This window comes from Natronohydrobacter thiooxidans (assembly GCF_001884735.1).
GTDB classification, from domain to species: domain Bacteria; phylum Pseudomonadota; class Alphaproteobacteria; order Rhodobacterales; family Rhodobacteraceae; genus Roseinatronobacter; species Roseinatronobacter thiooxidans_A.
The window spans coordinates 72,412-90,920 of record NZ_MJAP01000012.1; the positions used below are offsets into that span (position 1 = coordinate 72,412).

Here is an 18,509-nt window from a genome sequence, read left to right on the forward strand (position 1 = left end):
AGGGAACGGTTCCAGAGAAAAGGACAGCGCCGGGGAGGGGCGCTGCCTCAGGCGGCGTTTCAAAATACTCCGAACAGAAAGAGTAGAATAATGATTGGTATCGGGATACCAATAAGCCAAAGAAGAATGCCACGCATATCAACCTCCTGTTTCTGACATGGATCTGTCAGATATAGAACCACCTGGTGGCGTTCTTGTTCCGTGCAGAAGAGAAAATGGCCCACCTTCCGGCGGGCCATATTACTCGCTACGCTCACAATCGCGGAACCTTGGCCTTCATATTCAGGCAGGCTCTCCATTTCTATCTGCACAGCAGGACGGCATACCTGACCGCACAGGCAGAAGAACCCAGTGTTGTAGCCGCAGATATAGCGGCGACCAGTAAAAGTTTTTCATTTAGATTCAAAGAAATAAATGCGATATTTTACGGGAAGCAATGAAGAAGAATTAACTCAAGGATTCAATGAAGGCTTCCTATTATTGATAAATGCGCGTCGCAGGGAGAGACGTGCTTTCAATATTTTTTCGGCCCCGCAATGATCCAGATAATAAGACCGACAACCGGAAAAACCAGAACCAACAATATCCATAGCACCTTTTTTCCCTGTGATGCGCGCGAATTCAGGATTGACACAGCGGCCCAAATCACAAGAGCAAGGTGCAGTATTCCAATAACGCCCGTAAAATTAGTATTCATATGGTCCCTCGATTGTTATGCGGATTTGTCTGACGCTCAACGCGCAGAACACCGTTCGGTTCCCGGCTCTGTGCCGATCAACGCCGCGCTATAGCAGCGACGGGCAGGAATCCCAACGGTATTTGCGGCTTTACCTGTACGGCGCGGCCGTCTCTTGTTTGTCAGGCCAGCGAAAAAGCCAGCCAGGCGGCCAGTGCGATGGCAAAGGCCGTCAGAAACAGAGTGAAGATCAGGGCAAGCCGTGGGCGCATCTTTCAGACCAGTTCGAAAATTTCATAGTCGATATGACGGAGCGGGACGCCCAGATCCGCCAGATCGCGGCGGAGGGCATCGAGCATCGGCGCAGGCCCGCAGAGCAGATGCGGCCAGTGGCGCGTGTCGGCGGGCAGGTGGCGCAGCAGCAGATCACGGTCGATCCTGCCGCTTTCGCCCTGCCAGTCGTCGGGCGGCCTGTCGATCACATGCACCAAGGTCAGGTTCAGGCGTTGCTTCATCGCTTTCAGCTCTTCCCGGAAACTCGCCGTCTCCCAAGTCGGGCTGCCATAGATCACGATCACGGGCCGCGGGTCGCCCCGCGCGTCCAAGGCGTGCAGATTCGACAGGATCGGCGTGATTCCGATGCCCCCTGCGATCATCACGAAACCATCGGCGTCGGCCGCGCGATCTACCGAAAACGCGCCATAGGGCCCGTCAACATAGGCGCGGGTCCCGACCGGCGTCTTGACCAGCGCTTCGGTATGATCCCCAAGTGGCTTGATCGAAAACGCGAGGTTCGAACCGGTTTCCGGCGCGGTCGAGATGGTGAACGGATGCTCCACCAGCGATAGGGGCGAACGCCCGACTTTCAGCCAGGCAAACTGGCCCGGTTTCCAGCGTTTCAGCGCCTGTCCCTCGGGGGCAAGCTCCAATGTGTGCACATCGCCGCGCTCGGGCGTGTTTGCGATCACGCGCCAGCCGTTCCGCGCCATCCACATGGGTCGGATCAGGTGCGTGTGAATGAGAACAGCCATGAAACCCAGCGTCACGCCCAGCCATAGCAGCCGCTTTTGCGGCGTGTCGGTCAGATTGCCGACACCCAGCACATGCGCAATCGCGGCCAGCATCCCCAGCATTGCCAATATCAGATGCAGTGCGCGCCACCATTCATGGCGCAAATGCAAGCGTTTGCGAAACTCGGAACTGACGATCAATCCCACAAAGCACAGAAGCGCCACACGACCGGCGGTCAGTTCCCAGCGCGCCTCAAGCGGGTTCAGCACGCCAAGCGCGGGCTGATGAAACACATAAAGCAATGCGAAATGCGCGAGCATCAGCACTACGGCGCTCCAGCTGAGATAGCGATGCGTCACATAGACGATATCTGCCCCGAAAGGATGGGTGATCCAGCGCAGCCGCCCTGTCAGCGCGAATTGCAATGCCGCCAGCGCCAGCGCGCCGAATCCCAGACCCATGCTGAAATCCCAGATCGCGCCGCCTGATGACACTGGCATCGCCCATAGCAGCACCGCGAATGGCGCCGCGAGCGCAAGCATACCGAGCATCAGAATCGCTGCTCCATGCGCCAACACAAGGGCTGGGCGATCATGCAGGGGCTGGTGTTTCTCGGCCCGGATTTTCGCCGACCGTGTCGTCTGGTTCATCCCGCTTCAATGCGCAGGGCGCGGAATAGTTCCATCTTCCGGCGTCACTTCTGAGGCTTTGTCCCGATCTGGTAGTCAAAGACCAGCTTCCCGCCGTGCCAGCCTGTAGCCGCGGTCAGTGCTGCCGCCGCCAGCGACAGGATCAGACCCAGAGGCAGCACCGCCTCGACGTGGTTTCCGATGCGCCATGCCCAGTTCATTCCCAGAAGCGACAGAAGCATCACGGCCAGAATGAAATGCGTCCAGCTTGCCGACCGGTTGCGGATGCCGCGTACCATCAGCAACTCGACGGTGCCGGTGATCCCGGCGATGACCCCCATCACGAAGGCCCCGAAACTCGCCCAACCAGCAGCACGCGCCCAGAACACATCGCCGCTCCACCAGTACAGCAGGTCCGCACCCAGGACCGACATGGTCAGCGCAATCGGAAAGGTCACCAGCATTGCGTGCAAGGGATGGCCCGCAATGGCGATCTTAGATTCAGTCTCGTGCAGGGCGCGACGCTCCTCGACCGGATCGACAAGCTCTTGCTCTGTTTCGCTCATGACAACGCCCTTTCATTTGCATTGGGCGCGGGCGTATCGGCGCTGGCATGACCGCCGTTCAAGCGCAAACGGATTTGCCAGCCCGAACCCTGTTCGTCCTCCACCGCGCCCATATCCAGCTCTGCCCCGATCTGAAGGGCAAAAGCTGTCATTAATTCCCGTCCCAGACCGCTGTCGGTCGTGGCATCCTCGGGCCGTGCACAGGAGTTGCGCAGGCAAAGTTCGATCCCCGGTCCATCGGCAGTGAGCGTAATCGACAGGCTTGCGCGATCCTCCTGTGCATCCGTGGTTGCGTATTTCAGTGCATTGGTCAGCGCCTCGGAAAACAGCAGTGCGACCGGTACGATCTTGTCTGGCGAGATTGTGACGGTATCAAGCTGCGTGCTGATCTGTATTCTGCTTGTTTGCATAGGCGCCAAAGCCAGAGTGTCGCGCATGATACTTTCAAGGAACATGGTGGCATCGAGATTCGACACATTGGTTTCCTCGTATAATGTCCGATGAATCGACGCGAGCGCCCGGACGCGGGTTTGCACACCCCTGAGGATGGTGCGCGCCTGATCGTCCTTGAGCCGCCGCATCTGAAGGTTGAGGATCGACGCGATCAGTTGCAGGTTATTCTTGACCCGGTGGTGCACCTCTTTGAGCAGGACGGTCTTTTCCTGCAGCACGGTTTCACGCTCGATCTCATCGCGCCGGATCAGCCGAGCCATCTTGGAAAATGTGGAGTCGATCTCACGCAATTCCAAAGGTGCGTCTTCCGGCAAGCGCTGGAAATCCGCGCGATTGCCAAGGGCGAAGCGGCGTAACTGGACATTTACGTGACGCAGATGCCGCACCACCAGATAATGCAGCGACAGGATCAGTGCACCGACCGACGCAACCCACATCAGCACCGGAAAAGCGATCCGCCACAGATCGGGCGTCAGACTTGCGCGGGTCACTTCTGACGACCAACTGCCAAGCGCGAAAAGCTGTCGGGGCGCGAGTTCGACCATCGTGTAAACGCGTTCACTCGTGCTGACACTGGGCGCTATGAAAATACCCTGACGTCTGGCGATGAACCTTGTGGTCTGTTCCGCGTCCGGCAGGATTTCTGTCCTGTCATCCGCCCCCGATGTCGCCAGGGTGTGCCCTTTCGCATTGACCAGCACCACGCTGATCAGCCCGCTATCGGGGTCACTCGGGGTCGAGATCAGCCGAAAAGTCGCTTGCGAGATCGAAACCGAGACGATCCCCTGAAACGTGCCCTCTTCCACGACCGGAAAATTGGCCAGCACGACAGGTTGACGGGTGGCGCTGCCCAGCGGCTGAAAACTGAAACTGGGGCGCGGGTCTTCGGTCATTTGCGCCAGATCATCAGACTCGCTGAAGTCCTGCTCTTCGCCAGTGGACACGCACGCCATCTGCCCCTGTGCCGTGATGAAGCCAGCAAATGCATAGAGCCCCGCCTCATCGATGAACTCTGCCAGATATTCCGAACAGGCCACAGGATCGTCGGCCAATTCCAGCAGGGTGGGTGCCAGCATCCGCGCAGCGTCCATGGCGCTTCCCAGAAGGGCCCGTTGGCCCTGAACCGCATCGCTCGTGCGCGAGATCAGGCGGGTTTCCATGTCAGATCTCTGGCGCTGCCAGCCGTCATATTCGGAATAGATCGCAATCGCACCCAAAGGCACCAGCGCCAGCGTGAGAACCACAGAGAGGCGGGTGACAAGTCTGTTGCTGAAAACGCGTTTTGGCACGTCGCCTCGTTTGCGTTGCTATCAGAAGGCTACAGGCGCGGAAGAGAGCACCCCGGTCACGGTCTTGTCCGTCGGAAGCACCTCCTCATCCTTGTCCAGTCCCAGCCGCTTGGCCAGCGCGGCGCGGCCGCGATTGGCACGGCTCTTGATCGTTCCGGGCGCACAGCCGCAGGTTTCCGCCGCTTCCTCGATCGAAAATCCGAGCGCGCCCACAAGCAAAAGCGCCTCGCGCTGCTCCAGAGGCAGCTCGCGCATCGCACTATTCAGTTCCTGCATGGCAAGCCGCCCGTCATGATCGGGCTTGCTGGCGAGCTGCGCTGTGAAACTGCCTTCGGGATCAGCCACTTCGCGCACGCTCTTGCGCCGGGCGGACAGAAAGGTGTTGCGCATGATGGTGAAAAGCCAGGCGCGCAGATTGGTGCCGGCGCGAAACTGATCGAACTTTCCCCATGCCTTGAGGACGGTCTCTTGCACCAGATCATCTGCGCTGCTGACATTGCCGGTCAGGCCGCGCGCAAATGCGCGCAGCGCAGCCAGATGTGTCACGATCTCCTCACGCGGATCGGTTTCAGCAGAATGTGAGGAACTCATTTGCTTTGGGCCCCGTTGTCGGGACTCCCTTCGCCCGCGCGCAGGGACGCGATAAGCCGCTCCAGATCTTGCGGAAGCTCATCTTCAGCCGAAGGACCGTAAAGCCGCTTCAGGTTCTCATCTATCTGCCGGGCCACCTCAATGGGTACATCTTGGTCGTTCTTGGGCTCACCGCGTCGCATTGCCATCATGTTCTCATATTTGTATCAACCGGGCATTCCGAAATGGTGCCGGTTGGCATTTTTCCACCGTTCAATGGAACCAAACACGTTTCTGCAGGTTCGGTTCCGATGAAATCGCAAAACCCGTGGATTTTTTCAGTTCCGGCATCATCTGCAGAGTTACCGATAAGATCACCACGCAACAAGCCTTGAGGACAAAATGTCGACATCGATGCAAATCGCCCAACAGCTTCCGTTTCTGCGTCGCTACGCGCGCGCGCTTACCGGGTCGCAGCATACCGGCGACCGCTACGCCGCCGCGACACTGGAAGCCATTCTGGATGATCGCAGCCTTCTGAATGACGACCTGTCGCCCAAGCTGGGGCTTTTCCGGGCGTTTCATACTGTGTGGCAAAGCACTGGTGCACCTGTCGGAAGCGAGCCGGTGGAAGGCATCGAAGCGCGGGCGCAGTCCATGCTGGCTGATTTGACCACCAACACCCGCGAAGCGCTTCTGTTGCGCGCGCTGGAAGAGTTTTCCTTTGAAGAGATTGCGCAGATCATTCAGATCTCGGTTGACGAGGCGCAGGAACTCGTGGCGATTGCCTATCGTGAAATGTCGAGATCGGTGCGCGGTCGTATCCAGATCATCGAGGATGAACCGCTGATCGCGCTGGATATCAAGAGTATCGTCACCGAGATGGGCCATGAGGTGACGGGCATCGCCCGCACGCGCGCCGAGGCGATCGCGCTTGGCAAGCGCGAGAAGGCCGATCTGATCCTGGCCGACATTCACCTGGCCGATGACAGTTCTGGCGTGGATGCTGTCGTCGACTTGCTGCGCGACAGTCCCGATACGCCGGTGATCTTCATCACCGCCTATCCCGAGCGCCTGTTGACCGGTGAGAAACCCGAACCGGCCTTTCTGATCCCCAAGCCTTTCGACGAGGAACAGGTCCGCTCTGCAGTCTCTCAGGCGATGTTCTTCGCCTCGACCCAGACACTGCACGCCTGATCTTTCTGTCAGCCAGCCGACACTGACCCGCGCCATTGGCTCGGGTTTTTCATAATGCGTCCCGCGTGTTCACGTTTGCGCATCTGAACGACAAGAACCGGAACCATTCATGTCCTGACCTGTTGTTTCTTCAATGGTCGCAAATCTGCGACGCCCGAAACTGAAAGGACATATCATGCTTGGTTGGGCACTCACGTTTCTCATCGTCGCGCTGATTGCCGCAGCGCTTGGTTTCACGGGGATTGCAGGCGCTGCCTCTTCGATCGCGCAGATCCTGTTCGTCGTTTTCCTCGTGCTCTTTCTGGTCGCGATGGTCGCGCGCGCCGTGCAGGGTAGACCGCCGGTCTGACCACTCCTGACCGGAGCGGAAGAAAGGAGTATGTGATGGCTGATAAAGAGCTGGAGCAGTTGCATTCCAATTTTTTCGGACCGTCACCGGGAGAGGTAAAGGACCGCCCCGCGCAGCCGCTTGACCCGGATGACGAACCGCTTGAAAGGATCGCCGAGGCGCATCGCCGCGTCGCGGATGTGATCGAAGGATTCGACAAGCTGGTCGAAAAGGCAGAGCCCTCGTTCCGCCCGGTCGCCGAAGCCTTTCTGATAATGCACCGCAGGCATGATCGCGAGCTTGCGGCCTATCTGGAGCGCGCCGGACGCGAAGCCTCGGAGCATGGCACGTTTTTCGGCACTGTGAATCGCGCCCTGATCGAAGCCCGGTCATGGATCGAGAACGTCGATGAAGGCGTGATGGACCGGGTGAAGGAAGGCGAAAAGCACGTGCTGGAAGGCTATGCCGAAGCCCGAGATATCGGCCAGACGGTCGAGGCGAATGCCATGCTGCGCCAACATATGGCCGACATTGATGCTTTGCTGGTAAAGCATGCAACCTGACGAATGACGGGCGCGCCTTCGCGCGCCCGCTGTCGTTTTGCTCTCTCGGTGAGGCGTCTTCGAATGCATCCCTGTCAGACATGCCCTCTGCGCCGCCATGACCTGTTCATGCCATTCAGCGCAGAAGAGCTTTCTTTCATGATGAAATTCCGCTCGGGCGAAGTGCGTCTCGCGCCGGGAGAGGTATTATTCCATGAAGGCGATGAAAGCGCGTATTTCTACACTGCGCTGGAAGGGCAGGGTGTGCGGGTGAAGCACTTGCTCAATGGCGAGCGACAAGTGGTCAATCTCATCTTTCCGGGCGATGTTGTGGGCTTGCAGGCCAGCTTGGCCGGCGGCGCATCAAGCACGGCGATTGCCTCAAGCCCGATGGTGCTGTGTCGTTTCGAAAAACGCAGATTGCACGAGCTCTACTGCTCCAGTCCGGATCGCGCCTATGCCTTGACCTGGATCGCTGCGGTCGAGGAACATTTCCTTGGCGAGACCATCGCCACTCTGGGCCAGCGCGACGCCACGCAGCGCGTGGCCTGGGCCCTGCTCAAGATCTACAACCGTCTGAGTGCGGTCGGTCTGGCGCAGGAGGCTGGAGATGTGCCGCTGCCTTTGCGGCAGCGCGATCTGGCCGATGCCATGGGCTTGTCGCTGGTGCATACCAACAAGACGCTGGCACGGCTGCGCCCCTTGGCGAGATGGGAAAACGGCCGGTTGTGGATCTCGGATGCCGAAGCGCTCGCCGAAATCGCGATGACCGACTGCGCCTTGCCGCCCGACCGCCCTCTGCTATGAGTTTTGCACCAGCTTTTCCAGAATACGCTCAAGATCTTCGGTAAAGAAGGGCAGCGCCAGGATCGGAAAGGCCAGATCTGCCGCTGCGTCCGGCGGTCCGTCATCCAGAATAATGACAGGTACACTCCGATTGCGCAAAGCAGCGCATAATGAACTGGCTGCAAACTGCGCGGCTGGCATCTGCACGACCGCGACACGCAGCATGCAATCATCGGCGAGGGATCCGAGCGCGACAAGCGCCTCCTCCGGGGTGGTGACAATCAGCGGTATGCCGAGTCCCTTCTGCTGCAATGTCGCGGTCACATCCTTCGCGACCAGAGCAAAATTCACGCAAACCAGAAAACTGCTTCCCATATGCTTCGCCACCTCTTCCGTGAAAGACTCCGGTCTGCACAGAGTTGTGAAGCGGCGCTATAAACTACGACATAGGTAACGTAGAGTCAGGTTGCGGTAACCTGCTCCAGCGGGCTATCCAGCCACCATTCCAGCCCGGTCTGGCGGAACCTGACTTCCGTCTGCGCCGACAAGGCCATGGCCAGCATGTCCTCAAGCACGACTGAACCGAAGCCCCGGCGCTGTGGGGCGACGACGGCGGGGCCGCCGGATTCGCGCCAGTGCAGGTGCAATCTTCTGTTGTCATCGCCGGATATAGACCAGCCGACAGTGACGCGCCCCTCCGGGGTCAGAAGCGCACCATATTTGGCGGCATTGGTGGCCAGTTCGTAAATGGCCATGCCAAGGCTCTGGGCGGCTTCGGGGGTCACGTCCAGCGCAGGGCCGCCAAGTTGCAGGCGCTGCTCCAGATCCGCATCGAAATACGCCAGTTGCGCCCGGATCAGCGATTCGAGATCAAGTTTTTCCGATGGTGAATGAACCAGCAAATCCTGACAGGCTGACAGCGCCCGCAACCGCCCGCCAAAATCACGCACGAAATCGGATACATCCGAAGGCTGCATCTGACGCAGCATTGATTGTACGACGGCGAGCAGATTCTTCGAGCGGTGATTGACCTCGCGCATGGCAAAGGCCCGCCGTTCCTCGCTGCGCTTGCGCGCGGTGATGTCATAGGCCGAGGGAACAAGAAAGGCGACGTTGCCATCGTCATCCAGTACCGGCGACAGGCTGAAATCTATCGCCATCCGCCCTTCTGCGCTGACCCGGACAGAGGCATCATAGCGCTGCAATTCGCCGCGCGCAGCAGCCGCAACAGCATCTTTCAGCCGTGCGACTTCTTCCGGATCGTGAGACCACCAGAAACACTCCCAGAATTTCCGTCCGACCACAACGTCGCGCGACATCCCCCCAAGGTCCAGCGCTGGACGATTTATCTCGATCAACGTGCCATCAGGTGCGAGCACACCGATCAACGAATTGGTATGGTCAAGTATCTGACGCAGCTTCGCTTCAGTTTGCAGCCGCGCCGATATATCGACCACAATTGACGATATGCCCAGAAACTGCCCGGAAGCATCGCGCAAGGCGTTCTTGGTGCTGCTGGCCTGAAGCCGGGTGCCATCCTTGCACAGATACTGTTTTTCGAGTTGCGCGTGATCTGCACCCGCCACCAAATCTGCCACAATCGCCCGGGTTTCCGTCAGGCAGTCGGGGGCTGTCAATTCCCAGATGGTTTTGCTCATCAACTCATCTTCCCGGTAGCCGAGCATCTCGCACAGGCGCGGGTTGACCAATGTGATACGCCCATGCGCATCTGTCTCTATCAGCCCTGCAGGCATCTGGGTGATGATACGTTGAAGCCGGGCCTGAGTTCGGGCGGCTTCTTCTGCGGATTCAGCATGGCCTGTTCTGTACAAGGTCGCATCCTGTATTTTGTCGCGTTCGTTCCGCATCTGCCAGTTCCATTCTGGAGTAAGACCGTGCGCGGGCGCGGTTAATCGCAATCTCGGGTTGAAATTAGCCACGGGTTCACAACAGCGCAAGTGCCGAAAAATACATCTCGAATACTGTTATTTCGCGTGGCTTTCCACGGTGGCGCGCCGCATAAGCCGCCGCAGAACCGGGAAGCAACCGTGGATGACGTCAGTTCCCGATCTGCTCAGGAACTGAATACGGATCGCCCCAAGGACGCGCGACAAAGGTCATGCTGCCGTGTCTTTGAAATACGCCTTATAGGTTTTACGCAACTCGGCTTTCTGGACCTTGCCCATGGTGTTGCGGGGCAGTTCCGGCAGGATGATGAACGCTTTCGGCTGTTTGTAGCGGGCCAGCTTTTCCGAGAGTTCCCCTAGGATCTGCCGCTCGTCCGGCCCCTCTCCGGTCGGAACAAGAACTGCGACGACAGCTTCGCCGAAGTCAGGATGCGGCAGGCCGATAACGGCACTTTCCAGAACGCCGGGCATGTCATCAAGCGTCAGTTCGACTTCCTTGGGGTAGACATTATAGCCCCCCGAGATGATCAGATCCTTCGCGCGTCCAACGATATTCACATAGCCCTGATCGTCGATCATTCCCAGATCGCCGGTCATGAAATACCCGTCGTCGCGGAATTCTTCGGCGGTCTTTTCGGGCATCTGCCAATAGCCCTGAAAGACATTCGGTCCCTTGACCTCGATCATGCCGGTTTCGCCCTGCGGCATCTCGGTTCCGCTCGCCGGATCGGCAATGCGCAGATCGACACCGGGCAGCGGAAAGCCGACCGTGCCGGGCCTGCGCGCGCCATCATAGGGGTTTGAGGTCAGCATATTGGTCTCGGTCATCCCGTAGCGTTCCAGAATCGCATGGCCCGTGCGCTCGGACCATTGCAGATGCGTTTCTGCCAGGAGCGGTGCGGATCCGGAAACGAAGAGCCGCATATGGCCGACAGTCTCGCGGCTCAGACGCGGATCGCCCAGCAGACGGGTGTAGAAGGTGGGCACACCCATCATGGTTGTGGCCTGATCCAGCAGATCGAAAACCTGATCCAGATCGAATTTCGGCAGGAAGATCATCTGCGCGCCGGCACGCAGGATCACATTCGAGGCCACAAAAAGCCCGTGCGTGTGAAAGATCGGCAAGGCATGCAGCAAGACATCCTTCTCGGTGAAGCGCCAGAGCTCGACCAGCGTCTCGGCATTCGACAGCAGATTGTTCTGGCTGAGCATGGCGCCCTTGGAGCGCCCGGTCGTGCCCGAAGTGTAGAGCAGGGCGGCCAGATCATCGCCGCTGCGCGCGGCCGGTGTGATCCGGGTGGGGTGCCCCGCGGCGAGGGCGTCAAAGCTGCCGCCGGGGCCAAGGCTTTGCAAGGCGATTCCCAGCCGCTTGGCCAGCGGCGCAAGCGCATCCACGCGGCCCGGATCGACCAGCAAAAGCCGCGCCCCGCAATCGCTGACAAAGTATTCCAGTTCGTCAGGCGTATAGGCGGTGTTCAGTGGCAGGAACACGATGCCCGAGGCCATGGCTGCCCCGTAAAGCGCCAGCATCTGCGGCGTTTTCGACGCCTGAACCGCAACCCGGTCGCCGGGTTCCAGCCCGCAGGCCCTCAGCGTATGACTGAAGCGCGCGATCAGGTCATGAAACGCGGCCGCGCTGATCTTCCTGCCATCGGCAAGCGTCAGAAACGGTCTTGGCGCGTCAGCCAGTGGCGCGAACAGCGTCTCATACATGGGGTTGGTCATCGAAATGTTCCTCCTTCCTGCCATCGCTTCGCGAGAGCGGTTAGTCCTGTCCGGCGCGCGCAAGCTGGCGCATGGCTCTGGTTGCGGCGACCTTGCCTTGTGCGGCATAGCTTTCGTGATAGGTCTCGACCTGATCAAGGTCATAGAGATAATTGACCATCGCGCCGCAGGACTGTTTCAACCCGCGCGGCGAGATATCCGCAGTCGCGTGAATTTCATGAACCAGCGCGCCGTTATTCAGGTGAAAGCGCGCAACCGGATCGCGCGGGCGGTCGCGCTTGTCCTTGACATCCAGCAGGTAATGCGCGGCCAGTCGGCGCAAGCGCATCTGTCCGGCCTCGTCGAGCCTATCCGGGCCGTCCAGAAGTGCCTGGATACTGCTGTCGCCCCCCTCGGCGCGGTCGCGCAACCAGCCCGACAGGCCCGGAATCGGGGACAGGGTCACGAATTGGCGCAGATGGGGCAATTCCTGCTGCAACAAGGCCACAACCTGTTTGATCAGAGAATTGCCGAAACTGATCCCTTGCAACCCTTTCTGACAATTCGAGATCGAATAGAAGGTGGCGGTATCCGCCTGTGCGGGATCCAGCGGCTTGCGCCCATCGGCCAGCAGCGCCTGCACAGAGCCCGGCACCCCCTTGACCAGCGCCACCTCGACAAAGATCAGCGGCTCGTCGGGCATGGCCGGGTGAAAAAAGGCAAAGCAGCGCCGGTCCTTGGGGTCCACGCGCGCGCGCAGGGCTTCCCAGTCGCCGATTTCATGGACGGCTTCATATTCGATGATCTTTTCCAGCAAACTCGCCGGGCTTTCCCATGTGATCTGTCGCAGCACAAGGAAACCCCGGTTGAACCAGGACTGGAACAGATGCGCGAAATCGAGATCCACGCGGGCCAGTTCGGGGATCTCGGGCAGGAGTGCCAGCAAATCCCTGCGCATCCGCACGAGTTCCTTCGTGGCACCGGGCGCGTGGTTCAGGCGGCGCAGCAATTCCTGTCGGCGCGGCTCTGCGGTCTGCAGTAGCAACCGCAACTGCCGCGCATCGCGCGACGCCGCATAGCTCAGCGCTGCCTGAACCACCGCATCCGGATGAAGGTCGTAATCCTGCGCCAGATGCTGGAAGAAGTCCCGCCTTGCGGCATCATCCATACGGGCATAGGCCCCGAGGATTTCCCGCGCAAGGCGCATTGTCGAGACCTCGCCCGCGCCCGCGAGCAGGTTCGCACACATCTCGGTCACAGGTTTGCCGGAACTGCCGCGCAGCGGTGCGAAACGCCGCTCGACAAGCTGGCCCAGCAGATCGCCCAGATATCCGGTTCTGTTCATTGTTCCGACCCTTTTACCGCACCGGACCCATCACGATATCCGGCAGCCACGTCGCAATACCCGGAAAGAAGCACAGAATCACGATGGCCAGAACCATGCAACCGACATAGGGCAGCGAGCCCTTGAGGATGGTCTTGAGCTTGATATCGGGTGCGATGGAATTGATCACATAGAGATTAAGCCCCACCGGCGGCGAGATCAGCCCGATTTCCATATTGATCGTCAGGATCACGGCGAACCAGTAGGGGTCGAAATCCGCAGCCAGGATGATCGGCAGCAGGATCGGCGCGGCCATCAGAATCACCGCCACGGGGGGCAGGAAGAACCCCGCGATCAGCAGGAAGACATTGATTGCGCCCATCAGCACCCAGCGATTGACGTCGAGCGCAGTGATCCACATGGCGATGGATTGTGTGATATAGAGCGAGGACAGCATGTAGCTGAACACCCCCGCCGCACCGATGATGAACAGGATCATCACCGATTCCCGCGTCGAATCGCGCAGCACCACCCAGAGCGATTTGGGCGACCACATGCGATAGATCACAATCGCCATCAGCAGACACAAGAGCGCGCCCACAGCGGCGGTTTCCGATGGCGTCGCGATGCCGCCATACATGGCGTAGAGCACGCCGATGATGACCAGCAGGAAAGGGATCACGCGGGGCAGGATTTCGAATTTCTCGCGCAGGCTGTAGCGTTTGGCTGACATCACCGAAAGCCCGGTATCGCGCCAGGTCGAATAGACCGACCAGGCCATGAACAGCCCCACCAGCATCAGCCCCGGCAGCACGCCTGCCAGAAACAGCCGCCCGATCGAAGTCTCGGTCGCGATGCCATAGACGATCATCGTGACCGAGGGCGGGATCAGGATGCCCAGCGTGCCCCCCGCCGCGATCGAGCCAGAAGCAACCGTATCCGGGTAGCCGCGTTTGCGCATCTCGGGGATGCCCATCTTGCCGATGGCGGCGCATGTGGCGGGACTGGAGCCGGACATGGCCGAAAACAGCGCACAGGCCCCGAGATTGGACATGACCAGCCCCCCCGGAACGCGGGTCAGCCAGCGTTCCAGCGCTTCATAGAGATCGGCGCCCGCGCGGGTCGAGGAAATCGCCGAGCCCATGATGATGAACATCGGGATCGACAAGAGCGCGAAGGAATTGAGCTTGCCGAAGAACTTGTCGGGCATCAGTTCCAGCGCCCACATCCCCTCGAACAGGGCAAGGAAGACGGCCGAAACGATCAGTAGCCCGGTGGCGACCGACACGCCTGAGAAGAGCACGGCGATGGTGACGAAGGCGACAAGCGCGCCAAGGATGAGCGGGTCCATCAGTCGGCCTCCAGTCCGAAGGCGGTGTCCCGCCCGATCAGCAATGCCAGGAGATCGGCAAGCAGTTGCAGGATGAAGAGGGCAAAGCCAACCGGCATTGCGATCAGCGACACCCAGAGTTTCGGGCCCCAGACAGTCGAGGTGCGCCAGCCGCGCTGATAGGCGAGATGCCAGTGCTCATAGGCATAGAAGGCCATCACCGACAGAACCACGATGCCCGAGAGCAGGACGATCACGGCAAGGATCTTGCGGGGCACGGGGCGAAGCCACATGGGCAGCAGATCGACATTCACATGCCCGCGCAGTTTCTGCACATAGGGCAGGCCCAGCATCGTGGCCGCGATCATCAGATAGATAACGGTTTCGGTCTGCCAGATCGTGGACTGGCGCAGCATGAAACGCACGAAAATCATCTGGCAGGTGATGAGGACCGAGGCAAGGATCATCGCGGCGGCGATCCAGCCGCACAGGGTCGATATCCCGCCAATCGCGCGGATCAGAGTTCCTGCGCCGCGTCGCCACCCGGCCTCTGCTGTTGTCTTGGGCATCATGCCGGCTCCTGAATGTCGATGGAAGGAGTGGATCGGGCGCAGCACCGCTGCGCCCGATGCGGATGGGTCATTCCACCGAGAAAGCGAGATCCAGCAATTCCTGACCGTTCGGAACCTGGCTCAGGAAATCCTGATATGCGGACTCGGTTGCCAGCATGCGCCAGGCCTCGAAATCCTCGGCTGTCATCTCGGCAATCTGCACGTCATTGTTGCTGAAAACCTCGACCGAGCGCTCATCATCGATCTTAGCCTGTTCGAGATACCATTCCTCCGCGCGGGCGGATGCGGCCAGCAGCACCTCCTGCTGTTCCTGCGACAGTCCCTCAAAAGTGGATTTGTTCATCAGAAGCGGCTGATACATGAACCACAGGGCGATATCGCCTGCCGGGGTGTAGCAGTCGACCTGCTCGTATAGCCGGAAGGACACAAAAGACGAAGAAGAGGTGTTCACCGCATCCAGAACGCCGGTCTGCATCCCGTTATAGATCTCGGACGAGGCCATGGACGAGATCGAGGCGCCCGCAGCCGCGAGCATCTGCTCGAACCCACGTCCGGCGGCGCGCACTGTGCGGCCTTCCATATGCTCGGGGCGGGTGATGCAGTCACCTTTTGACGCAAACCCACCCGCAAGATAGCCATGCACCAGAACCATGATGTCATCTTCGGCCATCAGGTCTTCGAGCCGCTGCATGAACTCGGATTTGTTGAGCCGCGCGGCATGGTCATGGTTGCGCACGATGCCGGGCATGAGCGTCAGATTGAATTCGGGCCGCAGTCCGCCCGCATAGGACAGGGGATAGACGGTCATGTCCAACTGGCCACGGCTGACGGGCTGATACTGCTCGGTGGCCGAAAACAGCGAGGCCGAGGGGAAAATCCGGATCGACAAACCGACATCGGCGGCCTCGACCTCTTCGGCGATCATTTCCGCGACCTTGTGGCGCACATCGGCGGTTGACCATTGATGGGACAGGCGAAGCTGTTGGGCCTGTGCCGAAAACGCCGTTCCAAGCGCGACCACCGAGGCCGCTGCGAATGCGAAAAACTTCATGATGTCCTCCCTGACATATGATCCGGGCTGCACGCCCTGAAAGCGCATTGCTCCTCAACAATGACATGCGGAATGAAACGGCATGTTGCATCCAGAGTCAACCATATTGTATACAATTATTGCGTTGCAAAATACAAACCTATGGCCTAGCGTCGGTTTGCCATTCCATCAGGACCGACGTCATGACCTCGCGCCGCGCAGATATCATTCGCGAATCCCTGGAGCAGATGATCGTCACAGGCGCACTGGCCAATGGCGAAAGGCTGGATGAAACCGCCCTGTCAGAGCGTTTCGGCTGCTCGCGCACCCCGCTGCGCGAGGCGTTTCAGGCGCTGGCGGCCTCTGGTCTGATCGAATTGCTGCCGCATCGCGGGGCCTTTGTGCGCCATCCGAGCCTGACCCAGATGGTCGAGATGTTCGAGGTCATGGCGGAGCTGGAAGCCTTTTGCGGGCGTCTGGCTGCGCGGCGTGTGACAAATGCCGATCTCGCCGCGCTGCAGGAAACGGTCGTGGCCTGCGAAGAGGCGGTCCGCGCCAATGATCACGATTGCTACTATCATGAGAACGAGCGCTTTCATCATCTGCTCTATAGCGCCTCCGGCAACAGTTTTCTGGCCGATCAGGCCAGTCGGCTACATGCGCGCCTGAAACCGTTCCGCCGGTTGCAACTGCGCGTGCGCGGGCGGCTGGAACAATCGCTGGCAGAACATCGGGTGATCCTCGACGCGCTCGAAAAGGGTCATGCAGAAGAAGTTGCCACAGCCCTGCGCGATCATGTTGCGGTTCAGGGCGGCAAGTTCAATGACCTGATGGCGAGCTACAATGCCTCGCCCCTCAGTGCGCAACGGGCCTAGGCAAACCAGAATGGGCAAAGGGCGCAACCGCGCCCTTTGCCAGTGTTTTCCGGGCTATTCCGCAGGCCGGGCCTGTTCGGCTCCTGAATCCGAACTCGGATCATCCTCGCGCTCGCAGCTGCGGCTGCTGACACGGGGGTAGATCAGCAGGAACGCAGCCGTGATCATGTATCCGGCGGTGATCCCATTGACTTCCGGCCAATGCAGCCCCGGCGCATGGATGATCCCCACCATCGCCATCGCGGCAGCGGCGGCGGCAAAGCCACCCGCATTCACGAAGCGCCCGTCAATGACACTGGCGACAATCGCGCCCCAGATCAGGCCGGTCAGGATCGCCCCTTGCGACAGCGCAAGATGGCCTGCGAAAGGAACCCCCTCCATGGCCAGCGCCGCTGTCAGGGCCGGATCGCCAAGCGAGAGCATTCCGGCGGCACCTGTCGCGGCCAGGGCTCCGGCCAATGCGCCCCATTGGATCAGCAGGAAAGCCGAGACATGCGGCATCATGGCGATGGTGATCGCGGCCATATGCTCGCTCTTGACCGATTGCGCCGTATTGGTGATCAGGCTGAGCGCGACGAAGACCAGCACCGGCGCGGCGGCGGCCACCGGGATCAGATTGTTGAGGAAGGCCAGCAGACCGAAGAAGGCACCCAAGGGTATGATCACGGCCACCCCGATGACATAGCCCGCATGCGCACCGATCCGCTTATAGGCAGGATGGCCGATATAGGCGGTGGTCGGGAAGGGCGAGCCGAACAGCGCACCGATCATCGTGCCGGCGCCATCGGTCAGCTGACAGACTGCAACCGGATAGCGATCCCCGGCGGCCTCGGCGGATTCGACATTGTTCATGGTCTCGATGAAATTGTAGATCTGGACCGGGACCAGCACGAGGAACAATTCCGGGTTGGCAAACAGATGCTGAATCCCCACGGCCAGATCGCCGAAATAGGGCATGGGCGGGTAGAAGCCCACACCTTCGGCCGAAATCGTCGCCTGACCGGTGATCAGCGCGACCACCGTGCCCACGATCAGCGCCAGCAGACCCGCGGGAACATTGCCCGGCAAGCGGAACCGCCCCACCAGACCCCAGAGGATGATGATGAGTGAGGCAAAACCGATGAACGGATTCTCGAAGATCGTGGCCAGCGGAACCGTGCCGATAAAGACCAGCGCAATCCCGCAGAGCGTGCCCAGCATGCCCGCGCGGGGCGTGACGCGCTTCAGGAACGGGCCAATGATCGCGCCAAGCGCGGCCACGATGCCGCCCATGAAACCGGCGCCGATACCGACCTGCCAGGCGAGAACGGCATCATTCGTGGCCCAGTAGATCGGGCCGATGACGCCGAACAGATAGACGAACATCACCGGTGTCGAAATGCCGTAAGGCAGGGCGGTCACGTCGCGCCCGGTCTTGCCCGCCACATGGCGCGCCAGAGCCACATAGACCGCGATCCCGGCGATGATCGCCACTGCCGCCCCCGGCACGATCCGGCCATAGACGATTTCGGCGGGCATCTGAAAGACGAACTGGCAGATCCCCGCCAGCACCATCAGGTTGATCAGGTTGTCGGTGAACAATGCCCAGAACGCACTGTAATCCCCGCGCGAGACAAGCCGGTACGGCATTCCCTCTGTGCGCATTGTGTTTCCTCCGTGGTTTGCCATAGGGCGGCACTTCCCCGCGTGCCGCCTCCTCCCTCAAACGACGCGAAAACGC

18 protein-coding genes are annotated in these 18,509 nt (G+C 60.0%); 5 read left to right on the forward strand and 13 right to left on the reverse strand.

The features are described 5' to 3' along the window. Positions 1-514 precede the first annotated feature (514 nt). From BG457_RS08120 to BG457_RS08140, 5 genes are all read right to left on the reverse strand, one after another. On the reverse strand, positions 515-697 hold the full coding sequence (locus BG457_RS08120; protein WP_071796575.1) for a PLD nuclease N-terminal domain-containing protein: 183 nt from the start codon (positions 695-697) through the stop codon (positions 515-517). 254 nt (positions 698-951) lie between these two features. Continuing rightward, positions 952-2,337 carry a ferredoxin reductase family protein gene (locus BG457_RS08125; RefSeq protein ID WP_084657551.1) on the reverse strand — a complete coding sequence of 462 codons (1,386 nt, stop codon included), beginning with the start codon at positions 2,335-2,337 and terminating at the stop codon, positions 952-954. A 44-nt stretch (positions 2,338-2,381) separates the two neighbouring features. Then, on the reverse strand, positions 2,382-2,882 hold the full coding sequence (locus BG457_RS08130; protein ID WP_071796577.1) for a DUF2231 domain-containing protein: 501 nt from the start codon (positions 2,880-2,882) through the stop codon (positions 2,382-2,384). Then, on the reverse strand, positions 2,879-4,624 hold the full coding sequence (locus BG457_RS08135) for a histidine kinase dimerization/phosphoacceptor domain -containing protein (protein WP_139257619.1): 1,746 nt from the start codon (positions 4,622-4,624) through the stop codon (positions 2,879-2,881). The genes BG457_RS08130 and BG457_RS08135 overlap by 4 nt, the downstream gene beginning before the upstream one ends. Before the next feature lie 21 nt (positions 4,625-4,645). After that, the gene (locus tag BG457_RS08140) at positions 4,646-5,215 is read right to left on the reverse strand and encodes an RNA polymerase sigma factor (protein ID WP_071796581.1); all 570 of its coding nucleotides are present in this window, start codon (positions 5,213-5,215) and stop codon (positions 4,646-4,648) included. Positions 5,216-5,596: 381 nt separating this feature from the next. Here BG457_RS08140 and BG457_RS08150 point away from each other — a divergent pair, with 381 nt between their 5' ends. The 4 genes from BG457_RS08150 (at position 5,597) to BG457_RS08165 (ending at position 8,068) form a co-directional block, all read left to right on the forward strand. After that, positions 5,597-6,391, forward strand: a complete 795-nt coding sequence (locus BG457_RS08150; protein WP_071796585.1) for a response regulator — start codon at positions 5,597-5,599, stop codon at positions 6,389-6,391. A 175-nt stretch (positions 6,392-6,566) separates the two neighbouring features. After that, positions 6,567-6,740: a DUF1328 domain-containing protein gene (locus BG457_RS08155; protein WP_071796850.1), complete on the forward strand. Its 174-nt coding sequence runs from the start codon at positions 6,567-6,569 to the stop codon at positions 6,738-6,740. 35 nt (positions 6,741-6,775) lie between these two features. Beyond that, on the forward strand, positions 6,776-7,282 hold the full coding sequence (locus BG457_RS08160) for a DUF2383 domain-containing protein (RefSeq protein ID WP_071796587.1): 507 nt from the start codon (positions 6,776-6,778) through the stop codon (positions 7,280-7,282). A gap of 108 nt (positions 7,283-7,390) precedes the next feature. Beyond that, a complete protein-coding gene (locus BG457_RS08165; protein WP_139257620.1) occupies positions 7,391-8,068 on the forward strand; it encodes a Crp/Fnr family transcriptional regulator in 678 nt (225 codons plus the stop codon). Here BG457_RS08165 and BG457_RS08170 read toward each other — a convergent pair. From BG457_RS08170 to dctP, 7 genes are all read right to left on the reverse strand, one after another. Beyond that, positions 8,063-8,371, reverse strand: coding sequence for a hypothetical protein (locus BG457_RS08170; RefSeq protein ID WP_175546768.1), 309 nt, complete (start codon positions 8,369-8,371; stop codon positions 8,063-8,065). The two genes, BG457_RS08165 and BG457_RS08170, sit on opposite strands and share 6 nt — an antisense overlap. Before the next feature lie 137 nt (positions 8,372-8,508). Further along, a complete protein-coding gene (locus BG457_RS08175) occupies positions 8,509-9,915 on the reverse strand; it encodes a PAS domain S-box protein (RefSeq protein WP_071796593.1) in 1,407 nt (468 codons plus the stop codon). 249 nt (positions 9,916-10,164) lie between these two features. Beyond that, a complete protein-coding gene (locus tag BG457_RS08180) occupies positions 10,165-11,679 on the reverse strand; it encodes a malonate--CoA ligase (protein WP_071796595.1) in 1,515 nt (504 codons plus the stop codon). A 40-nt stretch (positions 11,680-11,719) separates the two neighbouring features. After that, complete coding sequence (locus BG457_RS08185; RefSeq protein WP_071796597.1) at positions 11,720-13,003, reverse strand: malonyl-CoA decarboxylase; 1,284 nt, start codon at positions 13,001-13,003, stop codon at positions 11,720-11,722. Positions 13,004-13,016: 13 nt separating this feature from the next. Beyond that, a complete protein-coding gene (locus BG457_RS08190; protein WP_071796599.1) occupies positions 13,017-14,333 on the reverse strand; it encodes a TRAP transporter large permease in 1,317 nt (438 codons plus the stop codon). Continuing rightward, positions 14,333-14,881 (reverse strand): TRAP transporter small permease subunit, encoded by a 549-nt coding sequence (locus BG457_RS08195; RefSeq protein ID WP_071796851.1) that lies wholly within the window; start codon positions 14,879-14,881, stop codon positions 14,333-14,335. Before BG457_RS08195 ends, BG457_RS08190 begins: the two co-directional genes overlap by 1 nt. A 70-nt stretch (positions 14,882-14,951) precedes the next feature. After that, a complete protein-coding gene (gene dctP / locus BG457_RS08200) occupies positions 14,952-15,935 on the reverse strand; it encodes a TRAP transporter substrate-binding protein DctP (RefSeq protein WP_071796852.1) in 984 nt (327 codons plus the stop codon). Between the two features lie 182 nt (positions 15,936-16,117). On the opposite strand from dctP, the gene BG457_RS08205 reads away from it, so the two are divergent. Next, positions 16,118-16,789 carry a GntR family transcriptional regulator gene (locus BG457_RS08205; protein WP_071796601.1) on the forward strand — a complete coding sequence of 224 codons (672 nt, stop codon included), beginning with the start codon at positions 16,118-16,120 and terminating at the stop codon, positions 16,787-16,789. Positions 16,790-16,843: 54 nt separating this feature from the next. Here the strand turns inward: BG457_RS08205 and BG457_RS08210 are convergent, their stop codons facing one another. Continuing rightward, positions 16,844-18,433 carry a xanthine/uracil/vitamin C permease gene (locus tag BG457_RS08210; protein ID WP_071796603.1) on the reverse strand — a complete coding sequence of 530 codons (1,590 nt, stop codon included), beginning with the start codon at positions 18,431-18,433 and terminating at the stop codon, positions 16,844-16,846. Positions 18,434-18,509 lie beyond the last annotated feature (76 nt).

Excerpts from the sequence above, each read along its gene's own strand:
- dctP (WP_071796852.1), bottom strand. The coding sequence starts at position 15,935 with ATGAAGTTTTTCGCATTCGCAGCGGCCTCGGTGGTCGCGCTTGGAACG.
- BG457_RS08175 (WP_071796593.1), bottom strand. The coding sequence starts at position 9,915 with ATGCGGAACGAACGCGACAAAATACAGGATGCGACCTTGTACAGAACA.
- BG457_RS08210 (WP_071796603.1), bottom strand. The coding sequence starts at position 18,433 with ATGCGCACAGAGGGAATGCCGTACCGGCTTGTCTCGCGCGGGGATTAC.
- BG457_RS08160 (WP_071796587.1), top strand. The coding sequence starts at position 6,776 with ATGGCTGATAAAGAGCTGGAGCAGTTGCATTCCAATTTTTTCGGACCG.
- BG457_RS08180 (WP_071796595.1), bottom strand. The coding sequence starts at position 11,679 with ATGACCAACCCCATGTATGAGACGCTGTTCGCGCCACTGGCTGACGCG.
- BG457_RS08140 (WP_071796581.1), bottom strand. The coding sequence starts at position 5,215 with ATGAGTTCCTCACATTCTGCTGAAACCGATCCGCGTGAGGAGATCGTG.
- BG457_RS08190 (WP_071796599.1), bottom strand. The coding sequence starts at position 14,333 with ATGGACCCGCTCATCCTTGGCGCGCTTGTCGCCTTCGTCACCATCGCC.
- BG457_RS08165 (WP_139257620.1), top strand. The coding sequence starts at position 7,391 with ATGCCATTCAGCGCAGAAGAGCTTTCTTTCATGATGAAATTCCGCTCG.
- BG457_RS08185 (WP_071796597.1), bottom strand. The coding sequence starts at position 13,003 with ATGAACAGAACCGGATATCTGGGCGATCTGCTGGGCCAGCTTGTCGAG.
- BG457_RS08155 (WP_071796850.1), top strand. The coding sequence starts at position 6,567 with ATGCTTGGTTGGGCACTCACGTTTCTCATCGTCGCGCTGATTGCCGCA.
- BG457_RS08130 (WP_071796577.1), bottom strand. The coding sequence starts at position 2,882 with ATGAGCGAAACAGAGCAAGAGCTTGTCGATCCGGTCGAGGAGCGTCGC.
- BG457_RS08120 (WP_071796575.1), bottom strand. The coding sequence starts at position 697 with ATGAATACTAATTTTACGGGCGTTATTGGAATACTGCACCTTGCTCTT.
- BG457_RS08125 (WP_084657551.1), bottom strand. The coding sequence starts at position 2,337 with ATGAACCAGACGACACGGTCGGCGAAAATCCGGGCCGAGAAACACCAG.
- BG457_RS08205 (WP_071796601.1), top strand. The coding sequence starts at position 16,118 with ATGACCTCGCGCCGCGCAGATATCATTCGCGAATCCCTGGAGCAGATG.
- BG457_RS08195 (WP_071796851.1), bottom strand. The coding sequence starts at position 14,881 with ATGCCCAAGACAACAGCAGAGGCCGGGTGGCGACGCGGCGCAGGAACT.
- BG457_RS08150 (WP_071796585.1), top strand. The coding sequence starts at position 5,597 with ATGTCGACATCGATGCAAATCGCCCAACAGCTTCCGTTTCTGCGTCGC.